At 39.8% G+C, this 25,928-nt stretch carries 17 protein-coding genes and 4 pseudogenes; all 21 read left to right on the plus strand.

The window, feature by feature from the left end:
• Positions 1-6 precede the first annotated feature (6 nt).
• Positions 7-3,546 (plus strand): BREX system P-loop protein BrxC, encoded by a 3,540-nt coding sequence (gene brxC, locus AB5642_RS03595; RefSeq protein WP_368371466.1) that lies wholly within the window; start codon positions 7-9, stop codon positions 3,544-3,546.
• Positions 3,547-3,555: 9 nt separating this feature from the next.
• A complete protein-coding gene (locus AB5642_RS03600) occupies positions 3,556-5,001 on the plus strand; it encodes an SEFIR domain-containing protein (protein WP_173717968.1) in 1,446 nt (481 codons plus the stop codon).
• Positions 5,002-5,038: 37 nt separating this feature from the next.
• Complete coding sequence (pglX, locus tag AB5642_RS03605; RefSeq protein ID WP_173717969.1) at positions 5,039-8,530, plus strand: BREX-1 system adenine-specific DNA-methyltransferase PglX; 3,492 nt, start codon at positions 5,039-5,041, stop codon at positions 8,528-8,530.
• Positions 8,531-8,535: 5 nt separating this feature from the next.
• On the plus strand, positions 8,536-9,975 hold the full coding sequence (locus AB5642_RS03610) for a hypothetical protein (RefSeq protein WP_237925772.1): 1,440 nt from the start codon (positions 8,536-8,538) through the stop codon (positions 9,973-9,975).
• A gap of 14 nt (positions 9,976-9,989) precedes the next feature.
• Positions 9,990-10,229, plus strand: a complete 240-nt coding sequence (locus AB5642_RS03615; protein WP_173717970.1) for a DUF3791 domain-containing protein — start codon at positions 9,990-9,992, stop codon at positions 10,227-10,229.
• On the plus strand, positions 10,226-10,696 hold the full coding sequence (locus AB5642_RS03620; protein WP_173773126.1) for a DUF3990 domain-containing protein: 471 nt from the start codon (positions 10,226-10,228) through the stop codon (positions 10,694-10,696). Before AB5642_RS03615 ends, AB5642_RS03620 begins: the two co-directional genes overlap by 4 nt.
• Entirely contained in the window at positions 10,693-10,938 is a 246-nt protein-coding gene (locus AB5642_RS03625) for a DUF3791 domain-containing protein (protein ID WP_173717972.1), read from the plus strand. The genes AB5642_RS03620 and AB5642_RS03625 overlap by 4 nt, the downstream gene beginning before the upstream one ends.
• The gene (locus AB5642_RS03630; RefSeq protein ID WP_173717973.1) at positions 10,935-11,885 is read left to right on the plus strand and encodes a hypothetical protein; all 951 of its coding nucleotides are present in this window, start codon (positions 10,935-10,937) and stop codon (positions 11,883-11,885) included. The genes AB5642_RS03625 and AB5642_RS03630 overlap by 4 nt, the downstream gene beginning before the upstream one ends.
• A 42-nt stretch (positions 11,886-11,927) precedes the next feature.
• Entirely contained in the window at positions 11,928-13,400 is a 1,473-nt protein-coding gene (locus tag AB5642_RS03635; protein ID WP_173717974.1) for an RNA-binding domain-containing protein, read from the plus strand.
• Positions 13,401-13,409: 9 nt separating this feature from the next.
• Positions 13,410-16,052, plus strand: a complete 2,643-nt coding sequence (pglZ, locus tag AB5642_RS03640) for a BREX-1 system phosphatase PglZ type A (RefSeq protein WP_173717975.1) — start codon at positions 13,410-13,412, stop codon at positions 16,050-16,052.
• A gap of 20 nt (positions 16,053-16,072) precedes the next feature.
• Positions 16,073-18,037 (plus strand): annotated as a pseudogene (gene brxL / locus AB5642_RS03645) (protease Lon-related BREX system protein BrxL); the annotation flags it as partial.
• A 630-nt stretch (positions 18,038-18,667) separates the two neighbouring features.
• A complete protein-coding gene (locus AB5642_RS03650) occupies positions 18,668-19,228 on the plus strand; it encodes a relaxase/mobilization nuclease domain-containing protein (protein ID WP_368371467.1) in 561 nt (186 codons plus the stop codon).
• Between the two features lie 25 nt (positions 19,229-19,253).
• Complete coding sequence (locus tag AB5642_RS03655) at positions 19,254-19,379, plus strand: hypothetical protein (protein ID WP_368371468.1); 126 nt, start codon at positions 19,254-19,256, stop codon at positions 19,377-19,379.
• Between the two features lie 42 nt (positions 19,380-19,421).
• A complete protein-coding gene (locus AB5642_RS03660) occupies positions 19,422-19,736 on the plus strand; it encodes a P-loop NTPase fold protein (protein ID WP_368371469.1) in 315 nt (104 codons plus the stop codon).
• Between the two features lie 13 nt (positions 19,737-19,749).
• Positions 19,750-20,835 carry a P-loop NTPase fold protein gene (locus tag AB5642_RS03665; RefSeq protein ID WP_368371470.1) on the plus strand — a complete coding sequence of 362 codons (1,086 nt, stop codon included), beginning with the start codon at positions 19,750-19,752 and terminating at the stop codon, positions 20,833-20,835.
• 1 nt (position 20,836) lies between these two features.
• Positions 20,837-21,520, plus strand: coding sequence for a hypothetical protein (locus AB5642_RS03670; protein ID WP_055220276.1), 684 nt, complete (start codon positions 20,837-20,839; stop codon positions 21,518-21,520).
• A 2-nt stretch (positions 21,521-21,522) separates the two neighbouring features.
• Positions 21,523-22,893, plus strand: a complete 1,371-nt coding sequence (gene qatC, locus AB5642_RS03675) for a Qat anti-phage system QueC-like protein QatC (RefSeq protein WP_055220279.1) — start codon at positions 21,523-21,525, stop codon at positions 22,891-22,893.
• A pseudogene (locus AB5642_RS03680) lies at positions 22,890-23,456 on the plus strand (TatD family hydrolase); the annotation flags it as partial. The gene qatC and the pseudogene AB5642_RS03680, both read left to right, overlap by 4 nt.
• Before the next feature lie 6 nt (positions 23,457-23,462).
• Positions 23,463-24,698 (plus strand): annotated as a pseudogene (locus tag AB5642_RS03685) (CD3337/EF1877 family mobilome membrane protein); the annotation flags it as partial.
• Entirely contained in the window at positions 24,695-25,702 is a 1,008-nt protein-coding gene (locus AB5642_RS03690) for a lysozyme family protein (protein WP_195659000.1), read from the plus strand. The pseudogene AB5642_RS03685 and the gene AB5642_RS03690, both read left to right, overlap by 4 nt.
• 16 nt (positions 25,703-25,718) lie before the next feature.
• Positions 25,719-25,928: pseudogene (locus AB5642_RS03695) on the plus strand (conjugal transfer protein); the annotation flags it as partial.

Here is a 25,928-nt window from a genome sequence, read left to right on the forward strand (position 1 = left end):
AAAGCCATGATGATTCGAGATATGTTTGCGGATGACATTAACCGCAAAATCAATGGTGTAATTAAAGTAGATCAGGCTGCTGATGATGTAATCGAGCAGGAGTTAAATGAATATGTCATTACCAGAGAATTGAAGAAACACTTCATTACGTTCTTCAATTATTACGGTGATGCTTTTGACCAGCCGACAGCTGATATGGGTGTTTGGATTTCTGGTTTCTTTGGAAGTGGTAAATCTCACTTCTTGAAAATGCTTTCCTATCTTTTGGAAAATAAAGAGGTAAAAGGCATTCGCAGTGTGGAGCGTTTCCGTAAAAAGTTTGAGGATGACCCGGCAACCTTTATGCTGATTGATCGTGCCACAAAGGGACAGACCGAGACAATTCTGTTCAATATTGATATTGAGGGATTCAGCAATAAAGATAAGACTGCGGTTCTTCGTGTATTTGCCAAAATGTTCTACAACCATCTGGGATTTTACGGTGAGAATCTGAAAGTTGCCATGATGGAGCGTTATATTGACCAGCAGGGAAAAACTGAGGAGTTTCGCAGAGTTTTTGAAGAAAAGAAAGGAAAGCCTTGGCTTGAAATGCGCCGTGCCTTTGCTTTCAATGGCAAGTTCATCATCCCGACATTGATGAAAGTTCTGGATATGAGTGAGGACGATGCCAAGGCGTGGTTCAATGATAAAACCGCAACAGAGATTTCTATTGCACAGCTTGTGGAAGATATGAAAGCCTATGTAGATACTAAACCTGCAAACTTCCGTCTGCTGTTTATGATTGACGAGGTTGGTCAGTATGTTGGTACGGATACCGATATGCTTTTGAACCTCCAGTCTCTGACCGAGAAAATCGGAAGTGAGTGCGAAGGTAAGATTTGGGTGATCTGTACCGGACAGGAAGCCATTGATGAAATCATTAAAGTTCGTGCCGATGAGTTCTCTCGTATCCAGGCACGTTTCAAGACAAGACTGAGCTTATCTTCTTCCTCCGTGGATGAAGTTATCCAGAAGCGTATCTTGAAAAAGAAGCCAGAAGCAACCGAAGATTTGGAAGGTGTTTATGAGCAGAATGATTCTGTTCTTCGTAACCTGTTCAGCTTTAGCGGTTCTATTCTGGATATTAAAGGTTATTCCGGTCCGAGAGAATTTACAGAGAACTTCCCATTCGTGCCGTATCAGTTCATCATCATGCAGAAAGTATTTGCTGAAATCCGGAAACATGGAAATTCCGGCAAGCACCTGTCCGGTGGTGAGCGTTCTATGCTTTCCGGTTTCCAGGAAGCTGCACAGAAAATTCAGGAGAAGGATGAATACGCACTTGTTCCATTCTTCCGTTTTTACGATACCGTACATACTTTCCTGGACGGTTCTATTCGCCGAGTAATTGAGCGTTGTCAGAAAGCTGCTGACAACGTGGATGGCATTGAACAGCAGGATGTGGATGTGCTGAAACTTCTGTACTTGATTCGATATATTGATGATATTCCTTCTAATCTGGACAATATCGTTATCCTTATGGCGGACGATATTCGTGTGGATAAGATTATCATGCGTGAAGCTGTCCGTGGATGCCTTGACCGTCTGATGAGCCAGAACTATATTGGCAGAACTGGCGATACTTATAATTTCCTGACCGATGAGGAACAGGACATTCAGCGTGAAATCCGGGATACCAATGTGGATACCGCTTCTATCGTGGAGCGTATTGCTCAGATGATTTACGGTGATATTTTCACAACCAAGAAGTTCCGTTATGGGAAATATGACTTTGCTTTCGATCAGATGGTGGACGGCATTACGGTTGGTGTGGCAACTGGCGGTATGCGTCTGCGTTTCCTGACCGTGGCTACTGATGCCATTGAAAAAACAGATTACCGTCTGATGGCGGAATCCAAAGGTAACGAAGCAATCGTGGTTCTGGCTGACACGCCTTACTATGAATCTCTGGAATCTGCTATGAAGATTCGCAAGTATGTAAAGCAGAGAAATGTAAGCCAGCTTCCAAAAACTGTGCAGAAAATCATCAGTGACCAACAGGACGAAGCCGGAAAATATGAGCTGAGTGCCATGAGCGAATTGCAAAATGCCATTGAAGGGGCGCAGTTCTATGTAGATGGTGAGCATTTGGAAATCAAAGCCGGAAATGCCAAGAGCAAGATTGACCAGTCTCTTGAATATCTGGTTGCTCATGTATATAGCAAGCTCGACCTGATTACAGATAATGCAGGCAGTGATGCAGATATTATTGCGATTCTGACAGGTGCGGTAACAGCACTTCCGGGCATGGAACCGAACCGTGATGCTGCTTCTGCTATGGAAGAATATCTGGAAATGCAGGATGCGAAAAAGCTGCCGACTTCTATGGCAGATGTGCAAAGCAAATACAGTGCGATTCCGTATGGCTGGAAAGAAATCGACATTGCTGCGGTTGCGGCACAGCTGATTTATTCCCAGAAAGTAACCATCAAGTACGCAGGCAATACCATTCAGCCGGATGACCCGAAACTACCGGATATGCTCCGCAAAAAGAGTGAGATCGGTAAGACTTCTATCAGTAAGCGTAAAACCATTTCCGCAACGATGATGCGTGATGTGAAATCAATGCTCCGGGATTATTTCGATGTTATGGATGTACCGGATGATGAAGATGGTCTGATTCGCTTTGTGACTGAGAAATTCAGTGAACAGCGTGATTACTATGCTTCTCTGGATGCCCGTTATGATGGACATAAATACCCGGATCGTGCATTGGTGCAGGAAGCCATTCATCTGATGGATGATGTACTTTTTCAGAAGAAAGACAATATTGCCCTGATTGAGTGTGTGCTGAAAAAAGAGGATGCTCTTTTCGATAATAAAGAAGCCATGAGCAACGGCATTGAAAACTTCTTCAAGACCCAGGTAACAGTATTCGACCAGGCAGTGCAGTTTGAAAAATCTCTGCACGACGATCTTGACCGAATTGCAGAAAATGAGGAAGCACATAAGGCACTGAATACCATTCGTTTGATTACGATGGTTCAGACCGGAAGCAAGTTTAACTATAACCGGATTCGTGAACTGAATCCGTTGATGGATACGGTTCGTACCGCCCATGACAAGATGCTGGAAGAAAAACGTGCCGAGGTTCTGGAAACGGTCCGTCAGTGTATGGAAGCAACCCACACTGCCGCAAACGGCGATTCCAAAGCATCCCATCTGATTGAAAAATCAGACAAATATTTCCGTCAGTGTAAGGAGAAAATCGCAGAATTAAAGAGCCTTGCCCTTCTGGATGCTATGTTCTTGCCGATGTGTCAGTACAAGGATGATACAGTCGGTAATATTGAATCTGTTTTGGCTCCGCCTACACCGAAGCCGCCAGTACAGCCGGGAAAAGAAGCAGCGACCGCAAAGAAAAAGGTTGTCCGTGCCTATAATCGACAGGTTGTATTCCAGGCAAAGACCTTACAGACGGATGCGGACATTGATGATTATGTAGAAAAGATTCGTTCTCAGCTGAAACAGTTGCTGAAGAATTGCGACGAGATTAAGCTGAATTAAGGAGAAATTATGAAAAGTACGATAGAACATCCAAAAGTATTTATCTCTTATGCATGGGCATCTGAAGACTATCGATTGAAAGTACGTTCTTTTGCAACAGATTTAATGGGGAATGGTATTGATGTTTTGTTAGACCAATGGTCTTTGAAAGAAGGAAATGATACATATGCATTTATGGAGCAGAGTGTAACAGATCCAACAATAACAAATGTATTAATATTACTTGATCCGATTTATGAGAAAAAAGCAAATGAAAGGCATGGCGGAGTAGGGACAGAAACACAGATTATTTCACCGGAAATTTACAACAAAGTTAAACAAGAAAAATTTTTACCTGTAATTTTTGAACGGGGAGAAAACGGAGAAATCTCAAAACCTCAGTACTTAAAAACGATGTTACATTTTGATTTATCTCAGGAAGAAAAGTATGATTCAGAATATCAGAGATTAGTAAAACGTTTATATGGAATAGAAATAGTAGAAAAACCAGAATTAGGAAAGAAACCATTATGGTTAGAAGAAAAATCTATTATTCAAACAAAAACGCGTACAGGATATGAATGCTTAAAGCAACAGAAGTCAGATAATATTAAGAAAGATGAATATAGAAATTTTTTATTTGCTGTAAAAGAGAAGATAGTAAATTTTAGAAAGGATGAACTGGGAGATAGTGTATCAACAGATGAGTATATAGAATTGTATGCAGATACAAAATTATATCGAGATGAATTCTTACATTTATTAAAATATTCACTTTATGTATCAGAGGCACACAAAATTATAGCATCCGTTATGGAAGAAATATGTGTGGAAATAAAAAGTAAAGGTGGATATGAGGGAGAAGTCATGAGAACTTTGCTGCATGAGATATTCATTTATGTGATAGCGTATTATTTGAAAAATAAAAATTACGATGCGTTATCTTATACATTGTCCAAAACATATTTTGTGGGTAGATGTGGGGATGCTGAGGTGGGAAGTTTTGATGTCTTTTATGATAATAATGAAAGTCTTGACAGAGCTGTATCACAAAAAGATGATAAAAATTATTATTCTGGAACAGCTAGTTATTGGATTAATAATATTAATATAGAGGTATGTAATAAGAACGAATTTGTCTTTGCTGACATTTTTTGTCATAATGCATCTCTCTTTATTGAAAATTACACGAGAATGTGGTTTTGGTTTCCGATAACATACATATATGATAGAACAGAATACAGAAACAGTCTTTTTAGGCAATTTGCGATTCGGTTGAAATCAAATGAGCATTTACAAGAAGCTGCTAAAATGATGGGATATTCAGATACGGAATCGTTTAAGAAGAAATATATTGAAATTGAGAGAAAAATGAAAGAAGGAATTATTAAAGAATATCGATATAACAGTGCATTTGAAACAGCACCAGTCATATGTCAATATGTTAAATCAGAAGAATTAGGAATTAGAAACTAGTAGAAAATTTTGATAAAGGAAAATTAGTAGAGAATAAATGGATAAGAATGCGATAAAAAAATTTGCTATCTGGGCAAGAACAGAGCTGATCGCCCGTGTTTCGCTGAAAGGTGTGGAATACGGTATTACAGAGGATAACATTGAGGATGCCAATGCGGACAGCGTTGGCGGCAAAGTCCTCACTGCTGATGAAAAGAAACAGCGTCAGGCTCTGATTGCCGAGATTAACAATAAAGGATATAAGCAGGTCATGGAGGAAGTTGCCTACACTTGGTTCAACCGATTCTCTGCTCTGCGATTCATGGAAGTCAACGGCTATCTTCCTTCTCATGTGCGTGTATTTACGGACGAGGAAAACAACTTTAAGCCGCAGATTATAACAGAAGCTATTCATCTGGATTTGGATGGATTGGATATGGAAAAGGTCTATGAGCTGAAAGATGCGGAAAAGACCGAAGAATTGTATAAATATCTGCTGATTGTGCAGTGCAACGCTTTGAATAAGATTCTGCCGGGAATGTTCCAGAGACTCTCAGATTACACCGAGCTTCTTCTGCCGGACAATCTACTTCGTGAAGGTAGTGTGATTCAGCAGATGATTGAGCTGATTCCGGAGGATGACTGGAAGGATGCTGTCCAGATCATCGGCTGGCTGTATCAGTATTATAACAGTGAGAAAAAAGACGATGTTTTCGCAGCTCTGAAAAAGAATATGAAAATTACAAAAGAAAACATCCCTGCAGCAACCCAGCTTTTCACACCGGACTGGATTGTTCGTTATATGGTAGAGAACAGCCTTGGGCGTTTATGGCTGGAGGGACACCCGGATGTGAAAGAGCAGCTTCTTCCGACTGAGGAAGAACAGTCTGCCTATGCTGCCGGAAACCGTGACCCGGAAGATACCAAATGGCACTATTATCTGGAAGAAGCCGAGCAGGAGCCGGAAGTACAGGCACAGTTGGCTGAGATTCGCAAGGAATACGCCGCACTGACACCGGATCAGCTGAAAGTCATTGATCCATGCTCCGGTTCTGGACATATTCTTGCATATATGTTTGATGTGCTGATGAAGATTTATGAATCTTACGGCTATACTACCCGTGAAGCGGTGGCAAGCATTGTGGAGAATAATCTTTACGGACTGGATATTGATGACCGTGCAGCACAGCTGGCTTACTTTGCGGTAATGATGAAAGCTCGTCAGTATGACCGCCGTTTCTTCAGCCGTAGCATTCAGCCCCATGTGTATGCTATTGTGGAGAGCAATCATGTAGATAAATTTGCTGTGGACTATTTCTGTAATGGCGATGCGAAGCTAACAACGGCTATGGATACCATTATCAGCGAACTGCATGATGCAAAGGAATATGGTTCTATTCTGACCGTAACACCGCAGGAGTGGTCTGCTTTATATGACCGCTTTGCTGAGATTACGGAAGATATAAATATGTCCCGTGATACGGCATTGAGAGAATTATTACCGTTGGTACAGGTGGCAGAAGCTTTGGCACAGAAGTATGATGTGGTTGTGACAAATCCGCCGTATATGGGCGCATCCAATATGAACCCAAAACTAAATGATTTTATAAAAAGAAATTATGCAGATTATAAGAGTGATTTCTTCTCATCATTTGTAATTCATTGCTCTGAAATGACAAAAGAATCAGGATATTGTGGATTCTTCACTCCGTATGTTTGGATGTTCATTCAGAGTTATGAAAAAATGCGTAATTACTTATATAATCAGACCACAGTTGAAACATTGATTCAATTTGAATATTCTGCTTTCGAGGAAGCAACGGTTCCAGTGTGTACTTTTGCTTTCCAAAATCGTCATATACAGAAAAAAGGATGCTATTTACGTTTGGTGGACTTCCGTGGAGGAATGGAAGTTCAACGCCAAAAAACACTGGAAGCAATAGAAAATCACGATTGTGGATTCTATTATGAGCAAAATGCAGATAATTTTTCTAAAATTCCGGGAAGCCCAGTGGCATATTGGCTATCAGATGTTGTTTTTAATGTATTCGATAAAAGCAAAGAAAGTATAAGAAATTTTGCTTTTGGCGAAGGTAAAAATGTAACTACTAATAATGCAAAGTATATTTTATTTGCTTGGGAGGTAAATAAAAAAGATATAGGTGCATTCGACTATAAGTGGCTCCCATGTGCTATGGGAGGTGATTATAGAAAGTGGTACGGTAATATTGTAAATGTTATAGATTGGTCTTTGGAAGCACGAAGTTATTATAAAACCAATCAAGCAGGACGTATTATTCGTGAAGAATTTTGGGATATGTCTGGAGTAACATGGGGAAAAATTAGTTCTGCGTCACCGAGTTTTCGGTATCTTGATAACAAACAGATGTATCAAGAAACTGCTGTGTTACAAGAGAACAAAAACGATACACTAATGGTGCTGAGTGTTCTAAATACAAAAGTTGCGCAGTTTTTCCTTTCATTTTTGGCACCCACATTAAATTTTCAGTTACAGGATATTTGTTCAATTCCATTGCCAGATCAACTGAAAGCTGTAAAAACTGAAGCAATGGAAATTGGGAAAAATTGTGTGAGCGAATCTAAAAAAGACTGGGATTCGTTTGAAATTTCGTTAGATTTTCAGCACCATCCACTGCTTCGCAAAGTTTCTGCCATTGCTGAAGCTTTTACCCAGTGGCAGACGGAATGTGATGACCGCTTCAACCAGCTGAAAGCCAATGAGGAAGAACTGAACCGTATCTTCATCGACATTTACGGCTTACAGGATGAGCTGACACCGGGGGTTGAGGATAAGGATGTCACCGTCCGCACGGCTGACCTTGGCAGAGATATTCGCTCTTTCATTTCCTATGCGGTTGGCTGTATGTTTGGTCGTTATTCTCTGGATGTGGATGGTCTTGTCTATGCAGGTGGCGAATGGGACAACAGCAAGTACGCTTCTTTTGCTGCTGATAAGGATAACATTATCCCGATTTGCGACGATGAATACTTCGAGGATGATATTGTTGGTTTGTTCGTGGAGTTCGTGAAAACAGTTTATGGTGCAGAAAAACTGGATGAAAACTTGAAATTCATCGCAGATGCGCTGGGCGGAAAAGGTCAGCCGAAAGATGTAATTCGAAATTATTTCCTGAATGATTTTTATAAAGATCATTGCAAGATTTATCAGAAACGCCCGATCTACTGGCTGTTTGACAGTGGCAAAAAGAATGGCTTCAAGGCGCTGATCTATATGCACCGTTATCAGCCAGACACCATTGCCCGTATCCGTACCGATTATGTGCATGAGCAGCAGGCTCGTTACCGTACTGCTATTGCTGATCTGGAACAGCGTATTGCCAACGCTTCCACCGGGGAGCGTGTGAAGCTGAATAAAAAACTGACCGTTTTGCAGGCACAGGATGCAGAAATCCGTACCTACGAGGAAAAGATTCATCATCTTGCCGACCAAATGATCTCTATTGACCTGGATGACGGCGTGAAGAAGAATTATGCAATTTTCCAGGATGTTTTGGCTAAAATAAAGTAAAGGGAGTGATTGCAATCGAACAAATGAAAAAGAAATCTGTTCTTTTGGGGAATGGAATAAATATTCAGTTTGGTGGAAAAGCTTATTCAAATAGATTTATTTTGTCAAGAATCGTATTTAATGCATTATGTGATAAGTACGATAGTTTATTTGAAGGTACATTATCAGGAAAAGAAATTGAAAATATTTTTCGGGGGCTTTTACCTACGGCTAATTCTGTTCTTTATGGAAAATATGATGAAATTAGTATGGATGAAAAGGAAGTAAAAGAAGCAATTTCAGAATTTAAGGAGCAAAATTCGAATCGCAGTAAATTTGAGCATTACTATGATATTCCGTTAGAAGACTGGTTTTTACTGCTTCGGCTAGCTTTCTTAGACAATCCTGACTTGGCAGACATGTGGATATCATCGAAGCAAGGTTTGGAATGGATGATTCTTGATGCTATCTATAATGAAGGACGGATTCAGGAAATTCATCAAAAGATGAAGAAACCAGTCAAACGCTATTTCAAATCTTTTGATTCTATATTTACATTGAATTATGATGATAATATAGAAAAACTTACTAATAAAACTGTTTATCATTTGCACGGAGATTATTCGGTTCTTGCTGATTCTGAAAATCCGGAAACTATTCAAGGATTCTTGAATAATCAGAAAGGACAAATTGTAATTAACTCTGAGTACCCACAATGCTATTGTAACGCATTGCTTAATTTTAGTGGCTGGCATAAGTATAATGTTGCACAGAAAAAGTTGAAGTCGATTCAGATGTTGGAGAAGCTAAAACAGATGCATAAAAATGATATTGTGGAATTTCAAGCAACGAGATTGTGCATGGAAAGCAAGGTAACTGGAACGGCACAGGTCATAGATACATATATTGATCATCCAGAATTAAAAATTGCTACAGATTATCATTTTAGTGAGCTAGAAGAACTGTCTGGTGAATTGCATATTATAGGTCTTTCTCCGCAAAACGATAGTCACATATTTGCATGTATCGAAAAGAGTGCAGTGAATAAAATTATTTTCTACTCATATGGAGAACCGCCTAAAACATTGCCCTTGATAAAACCGTATGAATTTGCAGATATAAAAAAGCTTTGGAAATCTTTGGATGCAGATATGCCGAAATATAATTGTGGTAAAAAGTATCCAAATTCTGAGAAAGCAAAGAAATTTTTTGAGCTTTTTAATGTTTTATCTTTTGATCCTATTACAAAGGATGAGATAATAAAAGAAGCAAACTCAATTCCAGATTTTATAGCGAAACCGCTGTGCCAAGAAGCTATGAAATTAATAGAAAATCTGGAAACACCTAAAAATGAAGATGAACTTTATAAGCAGTTTAGGTATATCAGTAGAATTGCATTGAGAGAAGGAATTTATCCATCGGCTTTCTATCTATTACTAATAGATGAATTTTCAAAATTGAAGTAAAGGAGGGCTTGCGTATGATAGCGGATGAAAAAATCAAAAATTCCAGTGAGCTGGAGTTTGTTGTATTTTGCATTGAAAATGTAGCGGCAAAGCTGGGTGTGGATGCAGAGCGTGTCTATCAGGCATTTACTGAACAGAGTGATATTTTGCACGGTTACATCGTGCCGGAATATGAAGTGCTGCATACCCAGAGCCGGGAATATATCGTTGATGACCTCCTTGATGTGATGAAAGAAAGGGGTGTGGAAGTATGATTCTTTATCATGGTTCTTTTTTAGAGATTGCAAAGCCGGATTTGGTTCATTCCCGCTCCAATGTGGATTTCGGGCGTGGCTTTTATGTCACGCCGCTGTATGAACAGGCGGTGAAGTGGTGCGGCAAATTCAAACGCCGTGGGAAAGATGGCATTATCTCTCGGTATGAATACGATGAAAGCCGGGAATCTGAACTGAAAACGCTGAAATTTGATTCTTATTCCGAAGAATGGCTGGATTTCATTCTGAACTGCCGCAGTAGAAAAGATTCGACAGATTACGACCTTGTTGTAGGTGGTGTTGCCAATGATAAAGTGTTCAATACCGTGGAGCTGTTCTTTGACGGACTGATTGATAAAACGGAAGCCATCAACCGCCTGCGTTATGAAAAGCCGAACCTGCAAATATGTTTCCGCACAGAGAAATCACTGTCTCTGTTGCATTTTGAAGGGAGCGAAACACTATGACAGCAAATCCGATTTTGCTTCAGAAAAAATATAGCCGTGTTATCGAATGTTTTGCTAAACAGCAGGGACTTTCACTGGATGCAGCATTGGATTTCTTTTATCATTCCCAGGTCTATCAGCTGATCCGTGAGGGTGTTTCTGATATGCACTGCATGAGCGATGCGTATTTGGCAGAGGAATTGAAACAGGAATATGAGGAGAAAGTGCCTGAAAAAGCGGTAGTAAAGGAGAGAATAAAGTGAGACATAATATTTTTGATTCAATACCATCCGATATAGTTTCCGGTAAAGATAATGTATTTGCAAATTTTTTGCAAACGGCTGGACTTTATGAGTCCATGAAAATAGATGAAGATAATATTGAAGAGTTAATTCTTTTACTTGATGGAAAAGTCCGAATAAGTGCTTATTGTAAAGAATGTAAAGAAGAGCGTGTTTTTACAATGAAGCCTTATATATATTTTCAAGATAATGATAATGAATGCTATTCAAAAAAACTTTCAGAGGAAGTTTGGAGAATTCAGCAGTTGCGTATTCTTGAAAATACACCACAGGTTGGAGGGTACGTAAAGGAACAAAATACGGTATGGAAGTGGAAAGAATCGCAAACTGAAGAAGTGTCAAGAATTTTGGTATTTCAATTTGTTTGCAGCATGAATGAGGAACATCATCTTGATTATATTGTCCTGACAACAGATAATTCTATGATGAAAATTGGGCAGTATCCATCTGTTGCAGATATGACGTTTCCGGAATTGGATGCTTATAAACATGTGATTTCTAAGGAGGACCGTAAGGAACTTGGAACTGCAATAGGACTTTTTGCAAGTGGTGTTGGTGCTGGATCATATGTTTATCTGAGACGAATTCTTGAAAGACTTGTTTATCAAGCAAAAGAAACTGCGGCTAATGTGATTGATAACGAGATGTTTGAACGGGCGAGAGTAGCTGAAAAAATTAAGATGTTGGAAGGATATCTTCCAGATATACTGGTCAAAAATGCAACTATTTACGGAATCTTGAGCAAAGGTATTCATGAGTTAAGCGAAGAAGAATGCCGAAAGTATTTTCCTGTTGTGAAAGGATGCATTTATCAGATACTCGGTATGTGGGAAAGTGAGAGAAGAAAAAAGGCTGATGAAGATGCTTTAAGCAAAGCACTGAGCTCAATTTCTTCATCAATCAAGTAAAAATATGGTGGTTAGGACTGTTAAGGAGAGCGAGGTGTTACGATGACCATAGAAGAAATTCTTGCAGGGGAATCAAAAAATGTAGAGTTTAAAGAGAACCTGCCGGAGAAAAGCATCAAATATATGAAATCTGTGGTTGCCTTTGCAAATGGAACTGGAGGAAAAATCATTTTCGGAATTGCTGATAAAACCAGAGAGGTTGTCGGCTTTGACAAAGAAGATGTGTTCAAGAAAATGGATGCCATTGCCAATGCTGTATCAGACAGCTGTGAACCGGCAATCATCCCGGATATTACTTTACAAACGGTTGATGGCAAGACTGTTATTGTGGTAGAGGTTTCAGAGGGCAGGCAGCGCCCATATTATATCAAGGCTCTTGGCAGAGATGGCGGTGTATATGTTCGTGTTGCCGGAACTACCCGCCTTGCCGACGAGTATATGATAAAAGAATTGTTGTTTGAGGGCAGTAATCGTTACTACGATCAGGCTTTATGTACTGGGTTAAATGTTACAGATGAAGATATTGATGCCCTTTGCAAAGCTATGAAAGAGCAGGCTGTCAAAAATGCCCGTACAGAGGAACAGAAAGCAGCGATTAAAGATGTGGGAAGACAGCAGTTGCGCTCCTGGGGCATTTTGATTGAGCGTGATGGAAAAGATTATCCGTCTAATGCTTTTGCTATTTTGACTGGAAACGGAGGACTTCATGTTGCAACGCAATGTGGTGTGTTCAAAGGTACAACGAAAGCGGTATTTGTTGATCGTAGAGAATATACCGGTCCGCTTTGGGAACAGATAGACGAAGCATTTCAGTTTGTCTTGAGAAATATTCATCTGGGTGCTACTATTGTGGGAATTTATCGCCAGGATGTTTATGAGATTCCACCGGATGCCATTCGTGAGTTGATTATCAATGCTATGGTACATCGTAGTTATCTGGATCATGGTACGATACAGGTAGCGGTATATGACAACCGATTAGAAATTACTTCTCCAGGAAAGTTGCCAATGGGACAAACGATGGAGCGTATGAAAGAAGGCTATTCTAAAATCAGAAATGAAGCTCTTGCTCATGCGTTTGCTTATATGAATCTGATCGAGCATTGGGGAAGCGGCATTCCAAGAATTATAGACAAAGTAAAAGCTTCCGGACTGCAGGAGCCGGAGTTTATTGGTGGCGAAGTTGATTTGCGTATCAATATTTATCGAGGTCAGGTTGATACCAATAACGCCATAATTAACGCCAATAACACTAAAAATGGCGCTAATGGCGTTAATTATGGCGCTGATGATGGCACTAATGGCGCTGAAGTGCCACTTAATAAGGAACAGACGCAGATAGAAAAATTGTTGCAGATTATAGAGAAGAATCCGTCTGCAACACAGGCCTATTATGCAGAAAAAATGGGTATATCGAAAAGAACGGTTTCTCGAATGTTCGCTTCTTTACAGGAAAAAGGTAGATTGGTACAGAGCGGAACAAAACGAAAAGCAAATTGGAAAATTATAAGGTAGGAGGACAGCATGGATACAGATAAAATAATACAAGATTTAAATCGCAGGTTTGCTGCACCTCTTCCTGAGTTTTATCAGCGTCGTATCATTTTCTGGTACGATGAAGATAAGGAATTTGAGGATAAACTGGATGAAGTGGTTTTGGAAAATGCAAAGGTGATTGCGCTGACTGGAAATAATGCGTTTTCTGTAAAAAAAATGCTTTCAGTAGATGATTTGACCACAAATTATCTGGTTTACAGTCCGTGTGTCTATAACCGCCCAGATGATAACTGGCTTCTAGATGTGGAGCTTTACAGCGAAGAGTTTCGGGCGGATCTGATTTCTATCTGGATGGATGAGATGGGACTTATATCAAATCCGGCAATGCGGAAACAGGTTAAAAATTATCGTGCTTATTTCAATGCGAAAGACCGTCGTTTGAAAGTTAGCACGCAGAATAAAGTTCCGGAAACACCGGCACAGTTACACGTGGCTGTCATGGCGGCAATTTGTGGATTGAAAGATTCACAGCCTAATATGATTCTCCGTAGTGTATTCCAGGCGGGACTGGACTTGAATAATAACACGGTTTATCAGGATTTTGTAAAATATCATGCAGACGCAGCATTTTGGGTGATGGTTCGTCAGGGATGCGGATTTGTGGAGGAAGAACCAGATCTTGGGCGGTTGGCAATTCATCTGCTTTTAACTGCGGCGACCCGTACCATGCGGCAGGAATATCTTGCCGGACTGGACGGTTTTATTTCCATGCCACATCAGGCATATTGCTATGATTTTATTTCTGAATGGCTTCATAGTGACAACATTCCGCAATTATATGATGTGGCACGTTATGTTGAGGATGAAGCCCGTCTGCATCAGCGCTTTGAAAAACTGGCAGTAGAGGATTTGGTAGGAACAGAATGCTTCCCGTGTATTAATGAAGTGATTCTGACAAAGCTAATGACAGAGATCAGTGACCATATCATTGATGTGGATACCATTACGAATACCGTTGAAAAAAGGAGAACTTGTGTATGGTATGAGCCATTTGAGAATTTTTATGACGGTATCTTACAAGTGGCGAATATGCAAAGTTTCTTTAAGGAACATTCTGCCGGATTCCATGCCGCAGAAGCGAAAAGTATCTGGAAAGAATATACTGAGAGCTACTATCAAATGGACACTTATTATCGTTTGTTCCATCTTAGTTTTCAAAAGAGTTTGGAGACTTCCAATATTCTGCTGGATGATTTGTTCAAGCATGTTGTCGATAAGGTGGAAGGACTTTATACGCACTGGTTCTTAGGTGAGTTGGGCAACAACTGGTCTGATGTATGTGCGGATGAACTGGAAACTTACGGTAAAGTTCTGGAAGTACCGCAACAGGAGGATTTTTACCGTTCCCGTATCCAAACCTCGGATACGAAAGTATTTGTAATTATTTCAGATGCCATGCGTTATGAAGTGGCGGCTACGATGGCAGATCAGCTTCAGCGAGAAACGCAAAGTAAGGTTTCTATCAGCAGTATGCAGAGTATCTTCCCTTCTACTACAAAGTTTGGTATGGCAGCTTTATTGCCGCACAAAGAACTGACAGTAGAGGTTCGGAACGATATTTTGACGGTTTTGGCAGATGGACAGTCTACGGCAAGTACTTATAGGGACAAGGTTCTGAAAACAGAAGATTCGGCAAGCGTGGCCTTAAAGTATAATGACATCATTGCTATGAAACGAGCGGAAAGAAGTGCTTTGGTAAAAGGTATGGATGTGGTCTATATTTACCACGATACCATTGATGAAGCCAGCCACACTTCGGATACTGCTGTTTTTGCTGCGTGTGACAAGGCAATTTCAGAATTGAAGAATCTTGTGCGTATCATTGTAAATGAATTTGGTGGAACGAATATTCTAATTACAGCAGATCATGGATTTCTTTATACATACAGTCCTTTGAAGGAAGAGGACAAAGTAGATAAAAGAGGATTTTTTGATGTGGATGTGACAAACACTGACATTACAAAAAAAGAAAGTATCAAGCGATGTGTGGAGTATGGCAGAAGATATGCAATTATGCAGAAGGGTGTGCAACCAGATTACTTGATGCCTGTAAAATTCTTGGGCGGAAATACGGAATTCGATGGATTTGCACCGAGAGAGAATATTCGTATCAAAATGAATGGTGGCGGTATGAATTTTGTACATGGTGGTATCAGTTTACAGGAAATGGTTGTTCCGGTGATTGAGTATCATTATCTCCGCAATGATTCTATGGAATATAGGCGAAATAAGCAGAAATATGATACCAAGCCGGTAACGGTCGATTTACTGTCCGCAAACCGTAAAATCAGCAATATGATTTTTTCGTTGAACTTCTATCAAAAAGATGCGGTCAGTACAAATCGTGAAGCAGAAACCTATCAAGTTTATTTTACAGATGAGGACGGCAAACAGATTAGTGATATTCAGAAGATTATTGCAGATAAGACCAGCGATAACGGTGCAGAAAGAACTTTCCGTTGTCAGTTTAATTTGAAATCTCTGAAATACAGCAATACAGCTACTTATTATCTGGTGATTGCAGATGAACAGGGATTACAGCTGCCACAGCGGGAGCCATTCCAGATTGACATCGCCTTTGCGGTGGACGAGTTTGATTTTTTTAGTTAATGCCGCAGGAGGAGAGAAAGATGGAGCAATTTACAGAGGGTGAAAGTACCCGTGAAGAAATAAAGAACAAGCTCCGTCAGAACTTTGACGGTAAGATTGTTCGGAAAGACCTGACAAAGAAAATCAAAGAAGGGGCGAATGTCCCAGTGTATGTTCTTGAGTTCTTGTTGGGACAGTATTGCAGTTCAGATGATGAGACGGTTATAGAGAAAGGCGTACAGAATGTGAAGCGTATTCTTGCTGACAACTTTGTACGCCCGGATGAATCACAGAAGATTCTGTCTCAGTTGCGTAAAAAAGGTAGTCACACGATCATTGATATGGTGACTGTTCGATTGGATATGAAAAAGGATTGCTTTTTTGCAGAGTTTTCTAATTTGGGCGTTGGTAATGTACCGATTGCCGATGAATATCCAGAAAAATTTGATCGCCTACTCTGCGGCGGTATCTGGTGTATTGTTCAGCTGGATTATGAGGTTGAAGGTGACAATAACTTTGGTATTGAGGACATTGATGGAAATCCGCTTCGTTCCAAACAGAAAAAGCAGAAAGATATTTCACCAATTAGTATCCGTAAGCTGACACCAATCCAGATGCCACACATTGATATTGATGAACTGAAGCAGGGACGAAAAGCTTTTACGAAAGATGAATGGCTGAATATTCTTCTTCGTTCTATCGGCATGGAGCCAGATGAATTTACATATCGTGAGAAATGGCTGCTTTTGACCCGCATGATTCCATTAGTTGAAAACAACTTTAATCTTTGTGAGCTGGGACCGAGAAGTACCGGTAAATCTCATCTTTACAAAGAGATTTCACCGAACAGTATTTTGATTTCCGGTGGACAGACAACGGTTGCAAACCTGTTTTACAATATGGGACGCAAAACAGTCGGACTGGTCGGCTTATGGGATTGTGTAGCTTTTGATGAAGTGGCAGGTATCAAGTTTAAAGATAAAGATGGCATTCAGATTATGAAGGATTATATGGCATCCGGCTCTTTTGCCCGTGGCAAAGAAGAAAAAGCTGCTACTGCGTCCATGGTATTTGTGGGAAATATCAATCAGAGTGTGGACGTGCTGTTGAAAACGTCCAGTTTGTTTGCACCTTTCCCGCAGGAAATGGGAACAGATACAGCATTTCTTGATCGTATGCATTGTTATCTTCCAGGATGGGAGATACCGAAGTTCAGACCGGAGCATTTTACCGATGAGTACGGTTTTATCAGTGACTATTTGGCAGAGTTCATCCGAGAGCTTCGCAAGGAGCAGTATGGAGATGCACTTGATCACTACTTCCGCTTGGGGAGAAATCTGAATCAGCGTGATACAATTGCGGTTCGTCGTATGATAGACGGTTATCTGAAGTTGATGTACCCAAATGGTGAGTTTACCAAAGAAGAACTGGAAGAAATTATTCAGATTGCATTGGAAATGCGTCGTCGTGTCAAGGAGCAATTGAAGAAACTGGGCGGTATGGAATTTTATGATGTAAACTTCTCTTATATAGATCTAGAAGATATGTCAGAACATTATGTTTCCGTACCAGAACAGGGTGGCGGTAAGCTGATACCGGATGGAATGTGTAATCCAGGACAGGTTTATACCGTATCCAGAGGAAAAAGTGGCATGATTGGTGTATTCCGTTTGGAAAGCCAGATGCTTCCAGGCAATGGCAAAATTGAACGGACTGGCTTAGGCAGTGATTCTAAATGCAAGGAAGCGGTGAACACGGCATTTAATTATCTGAAAGCCAACGGTAATCGGATCAGTGGTTCTATTAGTACATCGACCAAAGACTACATCATCAATTATCAGGATTTACAGGGAATTGGTATGACAGACAAATTGGCACTGCCAACATTAATTGCACTTTGTTCGATTGCCCTTGGAAAGCCTGTTGTCAGCAACTTGGCAGTGTTGGGAGATATAACAATTAAGAAAAGTGCAAATCACGCACTGAATTTATTGCAGTATATCATGGTAGCTTTACAAAAATAGAATAGCAGAAAAAGACAATGGCAGTGGTGACATTTCAGACATTATGAATTGGAGAAATGTTTATGACTGCTATTTTTATGTCTTTTAGCAGAAATGGGAAGAGATCCAGAAAAAGAAAGACAGAAATAATAGGATAATATAACAGAAAAGCGTTGGTAGATGGGTGGATTGAACAAGCAAGGCGAAGAAAAGAATAGAGTGCCGGATACGGCACATGATTGTCCGATTCTTTGCATCGGAGTGATGCATGAACAGCCTGTTTCAGAAAGAGAAAATCTATCGAAATGGGAGCTTTTCTCTTTCTTCCACAGTCTGTCCCTGCACCACAAAACCACCGTCATCTCCATTTTGATCTGATAACGTAGGGTGGAAAATATGGCTTGGTGGGTGTCGGTTCAGTGGTGGGGAGATGACAGGCAAGTTTCGCAAAGTGGCAAGCCACTATGCACCGGAGCCAGCCTTTGGGCTGTTCCTAAACTTGCCAGAGGGCTCTGCCCCTTGGAACCCTGGCACGTCAATGGCGTAAGTAATCCTGCGAAATGTCCACCGGACATTCCTACGGAACACTTACTGATTGACTAGGACGCCGTCCTGCACCTGTATAAGGGAGCGTTGCACTGGCATAAGGACGAGCAGATTACTCCGGAGCAGGCATTAGAATTTGGAAAAGAGTTTGCAGAAAATTGGTTCAGTGGATTCCAGACCTTAATGGCTGTGCATAAGGATAAAGATCATATCCACTGCCATCTGGTTACTAATTCAGTGAGTTATGAAGATGGAAGAAAACTGCATAACACCAAAAAGGATCTGGAACGTATGAAACAGCTTACCAATCAGATGTGCCGAGAACGTGGACTAACAGTTGTCGAGAAAGGAAAGCACTTTGATGGAAGCCAGATTGAAAAAGGGGAAGTTATTGCATGGAGTAAAGATAAATATAACCTGTTCCGTCAACAGGTAAAGGACAGTTTTGTAGCGGACTGTGCAATGGCGGTATTAAAGGCACTGGAAAATTGTATCAGCAAAGAAAAGTTTATAGAAAAAATGAAACAGTTTGGATGGAGTGTGAACTGGACAGAAAAGCGGAAACACATCACATTTCAGAATCAGGATGGAAAGAAAGTGCGTGACAGCAATCTGTCAAAAACCTTTATCCGATGGATCACTGTTTGAGGACAAAAGCAAGTACGATGCTGTAATGAGTGCGTTAGCAGGGGTGATTTATAGGGAAATGCGGTCAAAAAAGACTGTGGATTACCGGAAAGTTGAACGAGATGAGCAGGTTCAAATGGTGGCGGAAGAACCGGTTAAATATGGGAAATAAAAAAGAAACTATGATGGTATGAAAAGGCAAGGGAGGGTTTTTATGTGGCTAGATAATGCGTCAGATATTGATATTTTATTTTATGAGCCGTATGCAAGAATAATTGCCGATATTGCAAAAAATGAACAATATAATCCATTGACAGTTGGTGTGTTTGGATTATGGGGTGCAGGAAAATCAACCTTATTGAAGTTAATAGGTGAAAAACTTAAGAGTCAGGATGGAATTATTTGTGTAACTATTAATGCATGGATGTTTGAATCATATGACGATGCTAAAACTGCAATTATGGAGGCTTTATTACAGGAACTTAAAGAGGAAGTTCCTGTAGAAGAAACTAAAGTACTCTATCCGTGAAAAGTATCCACCAATGAATGGATTTGATGTAGAACTGGACAAAGAATACATTGAAAAAATTATTCAATTGCCAATATATATCCCGGAGTTATCGGCAAAGGATATACAAAATTATCTATTATTATTGGTCACACAAAGCTATTTGGAACAAGAGAGTTTTAAGCATCTAATAGATAAGATATTCGAAGAAAAAAGAACAATTTCTGGGGATGTAATTACGCTAGAAGAAATTAATAAGTCGATTGGTGAGTTAGGATTGAATTGGCAGGATGGAGGACAAACAGCTTTTAATGAGACGGCGAAAATTATTGATGAAATAAGAGAAATTGTTGCATCTACATTGAAAGGCAATCCACGCCAGGCAAAACGCTTTTTGAACACATTTATTACCAAACGCCAGTTGGCAAAAATTTATTATGGTGATGAAATTGATATTTCCATTTTAGCCAAATTATTAGTGTTGCAAAAGTTGGATAATGACTTGTTTATACAATTGAATGAATGGAATAAAGAATTTGATACTGAAAATAAAGAATTTAAGGAAATTCGAACAAAAGTGATGGAGGGAAATGTTGATGCTCAGAATCCGTGGAACACATCACAAATAAAAAAGTGGCTAGAATGCAAACCTGTTGAATTAGAAAAATATCGATTGGAAAAATATTTTTATTTGACAAGAGAAAATTTGAAAAGATCTAGTATTGACGAGTCTGGATTCAGTAAAAATACGAAAGAAATTTTGGAAAGAATTGGACGAGCTAAATCTGGTCAAATGGTGGCTATTATAAAAGATATGGAAAAGTTGAGAGCAGAAGAAATTGCGGATACATTTAAGGTTGTTGTATCAAAAATCGAAAAAGGTGAAATGAAATTTTTTGTTGTAAGAGATTTGTTTTTGAATTTTGATGCATATAAAGGAAAAATAGTGGATGCAATTGGAAAATCAACAGTTCCAATTAAAGCAGGTGATATGGCTGCATTAAGAACAATGTATAATAGTGATACGGGAAATATGAATACTGTATTAGAAACCATGGTAAAAAGAGGAACGTTAACAGACGAGCAGATTACAGAAATAAAAGAGCAGAGGAAAAGCTAATATGGGTACATCAAAAGGATATATAGCACCAACAACATCGCATTGGTCAACCGCAAAAAGAGCAGTGACGGCCTTTATAAATAATAGAGACTTTGATTCTAAAGCGAAAGCTGCTAGTAAATATGCTACAGCAATGAAAACAGATATGTCGACAGGTGGTAGTTTTCAATCGGCAGCTGCAAGAACTTTAGGCTTTGCACAAAAAGTTGCGTCTGGTGGGCTGGACAATGCTTTGCGTGAATATAATAGAGAGGATCTTATAGGGAAGCCGTCGGAAGTTGTTTGGACAGAATTACTGCATGAATTCACAAATTCTGGAGCATCTGTAGAAGATAATATGGCAGCAGACGCATTGTCACAGGCTATGGATAATTTGGAAATAGAAGATATTGCGGATATAGGGAATGTTTCAGTTGATATATTACTGAAGGAAATGTTGAAAGAATACATAAAAGAAAATTTTGATTTTAGATATGAAGAAAAAATATCCAAAGGGAAAACACCTGCACAAACATCTGCAATTTTAAATGATATGCATGAATATATAGAAAATAGTATTGACGGTGATTTGAACTTGGATAATTTGAAATCGGTTGATTTTTCTAACATGGGAACATCACAAATCGTGGAGGATGCATTAAGAGATGCCTTGTCTGTATTTGAAAAGTATTATGGGGAGGAGTAGAAATGCGGTTTTGGGTTGATAAGGAACAAGAGAAAAAGCCAGATGGCGAATGGAAAGATGCATATGTTTTTTCGATTAATCGAAAACAATATAGTACGATATTTACAAATATAACGAATAGCTGGTACCGGATGGACCAAATGCAGATTCCTGCAATATATGAGGATTTATTTATAATAGGTTTGAGTATTTTTGCTTTAGACAAAAGAGTATCCAGAAGAAGGTTTAAAAATTGTTGGACTAGAGATATAAATGTATCAATTCCGGTATTGGAATATGATAAATGGAAGGATACGGGCTTACAATGGGAAAAAATGCTTGGATTTTTAACGGGAGATCATTGGCATATTGTATTTAGAAAAAGCGAAGTAATATATAGCTATAGAGAGCATGCAAATAGGATTCATTTGAATGTTCAGGATTGTGATTGTGTATGTTTGTTTTCAGGAGGATTGGATTCTTTTTGTGGTGCAATTAGACTATTAGAAGAAGGGGGATCTCCTTGCCTGGTTGGACATAATGAATATCCTAAACTTGCAAAAAGACAGAATTTATTTGTCAGGACTTTTCAGGATCTTTATCCAGAACAATCTGTTAAATTTATTAGTTTTACAGCAAATTCCAGAGCTCCTATAAGTGAAAAAGAAGGAATATTAAAGGGGAGCGAAAATACTTCTCGTGGCAGGTCATTACTGTTTTTATGTGCAGCACTTAGCGTGGCTGGTATTTTAGGAGAAAATGTACCGGTTTATATTCCGGAAAATGGATTCATCGGACTCAATATTCCACTAACGGGAGGAAGAAAAGGGACTTGCAGTACAAGAACTACTCACCCATATTTTTTAAGACAATTTAATGGTATCTTAGAACAGGTAGGAATAAAGAATACTATTACTAATTTTTTTGCGTACAATACAAAGAGAGAGATTGTAGGACAAGTTAAAGATACAGATGCATTTAAAAGCTGTTATGCAGATACAATTTCATGCTCACATCCTTGTTTAGCAAGATATAATAAAAAGGGCTCTAAAGAATATCCTGTAAACTGCGGATACTGTTATCCGTGTTTGATACGCAAAAGTTCACTTTTGGACATAGATGAGATAAAAAAATATTCTTATCAGGGAGAAGCTTATGATTTTTTGATAGAATATGAAGAAAGTGAGAAGAGTGCAGATTTAAGAGCGGTGCTTGGAAGTATCTATCGTTGTAAACATTCTTCGGATAAAGAATTAAAAAGATATATTAGATGCGTAGGAGAATTAACAGAAGAGGAAGTTGAAAAATTTTTATCATTATACAAGAAAAGTATAGAGGATTTAGTACAACTTTTTTCCGCAGATCAGAGAATGAAGGAGTATCTGGGATTATGATTCAACACCTTATTGATACACACTTTCATCTGGATTATTACAAAGAGCATCAGAAAATATATGACGGAATAAATGAAAGAAAACAATATACATTGTGCATGACGAATTCGCCTGGAGTATATATATCCTGTAAACGCATATATCCGGAAACAAAATATTTGAAATTTGCACTTGGATTCCATCCACAGGATGTATCACTGAAAGATGCGGATTTTTATGATTTTATGCAATTGGTAAATACAACTAATTATGTAGGAGAAATAGGACTTGATTTTTCAAGACAAAGTTATATTTCGCGTAATAAACAATGTATGTATTTTGAGCAAATTGTAAGAGTGTGTGCAGAAAAGGATAAATTAATGTCTGTGCATCTTAGAAGAGCGGAGGAAGAAGCAATATCTATTTTGAAAAAATATCGTCCTCGTAGGTGCATTATTCATTGGTTTAATGGAAACGGAGAGCAATTGCAACAATTAGTGGATATAGGATGTTATTTTTCACTTAATTCTAACATGGTAACAAATGAAAAGAATAAAGAAAAATTGTATTTGATACCAAAAACAAGAGTATTAACGATATTTGTATTCTTGCTTACGGGCATGATGTTGTTTAGCCAGATACTTTTTATTATCTTTGCAATGTTTTTACCTATCAGCTTTCTACTTTCCATGATACCGAGCTATGAAAGCATGGCAAAACAGGCAATCGTTAGGGTGTTTAATACCATTATGACACGGGCAGGAATAACGCTCATTGTAACGGTGGCGTTCAGCATTTCCAGTATGTTTTATAACATTTCCACGGACTATCCGTTCTTCATGGTGGCGTTCTTGCAGATAGTATGTTTTGCTGGTATCTATATGAAGCTGGGCGATTTAATGAATATGTTCTCTTTGAACGCTAATGATAGTCAAAGCATGGGACGAAGAATTTTCCGCAGACCGTATCTGTTTATGCGACATAGAGCTAGGCGTATGGAACACCGTATTGCAAGGGCGGTAAGTGCTGGCGGTATTTCGGGCGGTGTCGCTGGTGCGGTGGCTGGAAGTGCCGTTGCTGGCAAGAGGGCTGAAAGAAAAAATACAGCTTCTAAAGAAAATCGGGGCAATATCACTTCCAGCATGGGACAGCGTGCAGGCTCAAAGGTGGGTGCTGTCTTAGATACGAAAAATAAAGTGAAAGACAAGGCAAACGCTGTCAAAGAAAACATCAAGGATATGCCGACACAGACCGCTTATGCGGTGTATTCCGCAAAGGAAAAGGCAAAGTCCAGCGTGTCTGACTTTAAGCGTGGCATGGTGCAGGAACAGCAGTCCAGACAGACGGGACAATTGGAAAAGCAGGAGCAACGCAGACAGAATATCGCTGACAAGCGTATGGAACTTCAAAAGGCACAAGAAGCAAGGCAGGCACAGCGAAAGGCTGACGGATCAGCGACAACGGGAGCTACCCGTCCCCATGAGCGACCAGCCACAGCTTCAACCATTCCAAAGCCGAGTGCGGAAAAAATGCAGGAAGTGAAACGCCCTGCCACAGCGACCACTTCAAAAGCAAGTGAGCCAGTCAAGACAAATGTTATCAAAGAGCGTCCGCTATCTTCTGGTGCTTCTGATAGAAAAGCGACCCAGCCTGCACAGCCAGTACATAGGCAGAATGTAGAAAAAGTGGTATCGCAGGAAACACACCAGAATGACACCAAAGACCGCAGGATAAAGGTTCAGCAAACACAAACCGTCCAGAAGAACCAACAGACCATAGAGAAAACTCGTAACCTTGTAACGAAGAAAGGACAGAAGAAAAAATGAAACTGAAACATATCGCTCTTATCGGCAATCTGTTTCCTATCCTCTTTTCTCTGGTGCTTTTCTTTGGGGTGCTGATTAGTGCGGACAGCGACGATGAGAACAGCAACTTTTCTTCTGGCATTACGGGTATGAACTTATCCGCAGAAGTCTTGAAACATCAGCCTATGGTGGAAAAGTACGCCAGAGAAAACGGTATCTCCGAGTATGTCAATGTGCTACTTGCTATCATTCAAGTAGAAAGTGGTGGTACGGCAGAAGATGTTATGCAGAGTTCGGAAAGTCTGGGTTTACCGCCCAACTCTTTAGATACGGAAAGCTCAATCAAGCAGGGGTGTAAGTATTTTGCGTCCCTGCTTTCTTCCTGCAAAAATCAAGGTATCGACGACTTGAATGTAGCAATACAGTCTTATAACTATGGCGGTGGCTATGTGGGATATGTGGCAGGAAAAGGAAAAAAACACACTTTTAATCTTGCAGAGAGCTTCGCCCGTGAGAAATCGGGTGGAAAGAAAGTAACCTACACCAACCCGATAGCCGTTGCTAAGAATGGGGGCTGGCGGTATGGCTATGGAAATATGTTCTATGTGGAAGTAGTCAATCAGTATTTAGCAGTTCCGCAGGTATCGGGAGAACTGGCACAAAAGGTAATGAATGAAGCGTTGAAATATCAAGGCTGGAAGTATGTGTATGGTGGCAGTAACCCGAATACTTCCTTTGATTGTTCGGGATTGACGCAATGGTGCTATGGAAAAGCTGGTATCTCCTTACCGAGAACAGCACAAGCACAGTATGACGCAACCCAACATCTGCCACTCTCGCAGGCAAAAGCAGGCGATTTGGTGTTTTTCCATTCCACCTATAACGCTGGTTCGTATGTAACACACGTCGGTATTCTTGTTTCGCCGACACAGATGTACCACGCAGGCGACCCGATAGGATATGCAGACCTAAGTAGTAGTTACTGGCAACAGCACTTAATCGGTGCAGGACGAGTAAAACAATAGAAAGGACTTGAAAAATATGTTTAAGAAGAATAAGAAACAGACAGAAACTATCAAAGAACCAAAAGAAAAAAAGGTGCGTACTGTCAAGGTAGGCACACATAAGAAAACCGTGATTGCGTTGTGGGTGGTGCTTGTCGCAAGCGTGAGCTTTGGGGTGTATAAGAATTTTACGGCTATCGACCAGCACACCACCCATGAAAAAGAAATCATTGAACTTCGCTTGCAG

This window comes from Ruminococcus sp. 1001136sp1_2201st1_G3_2201SCRN_220225 (assembly GCF_040924365.1).
Taxonomy (GTDB): domain Bacteria; phylum Bacillota; class Clostridia; order Lachnospirales; family Lachnospiraceae; genus Blautia_A; species Blautia_A faecis.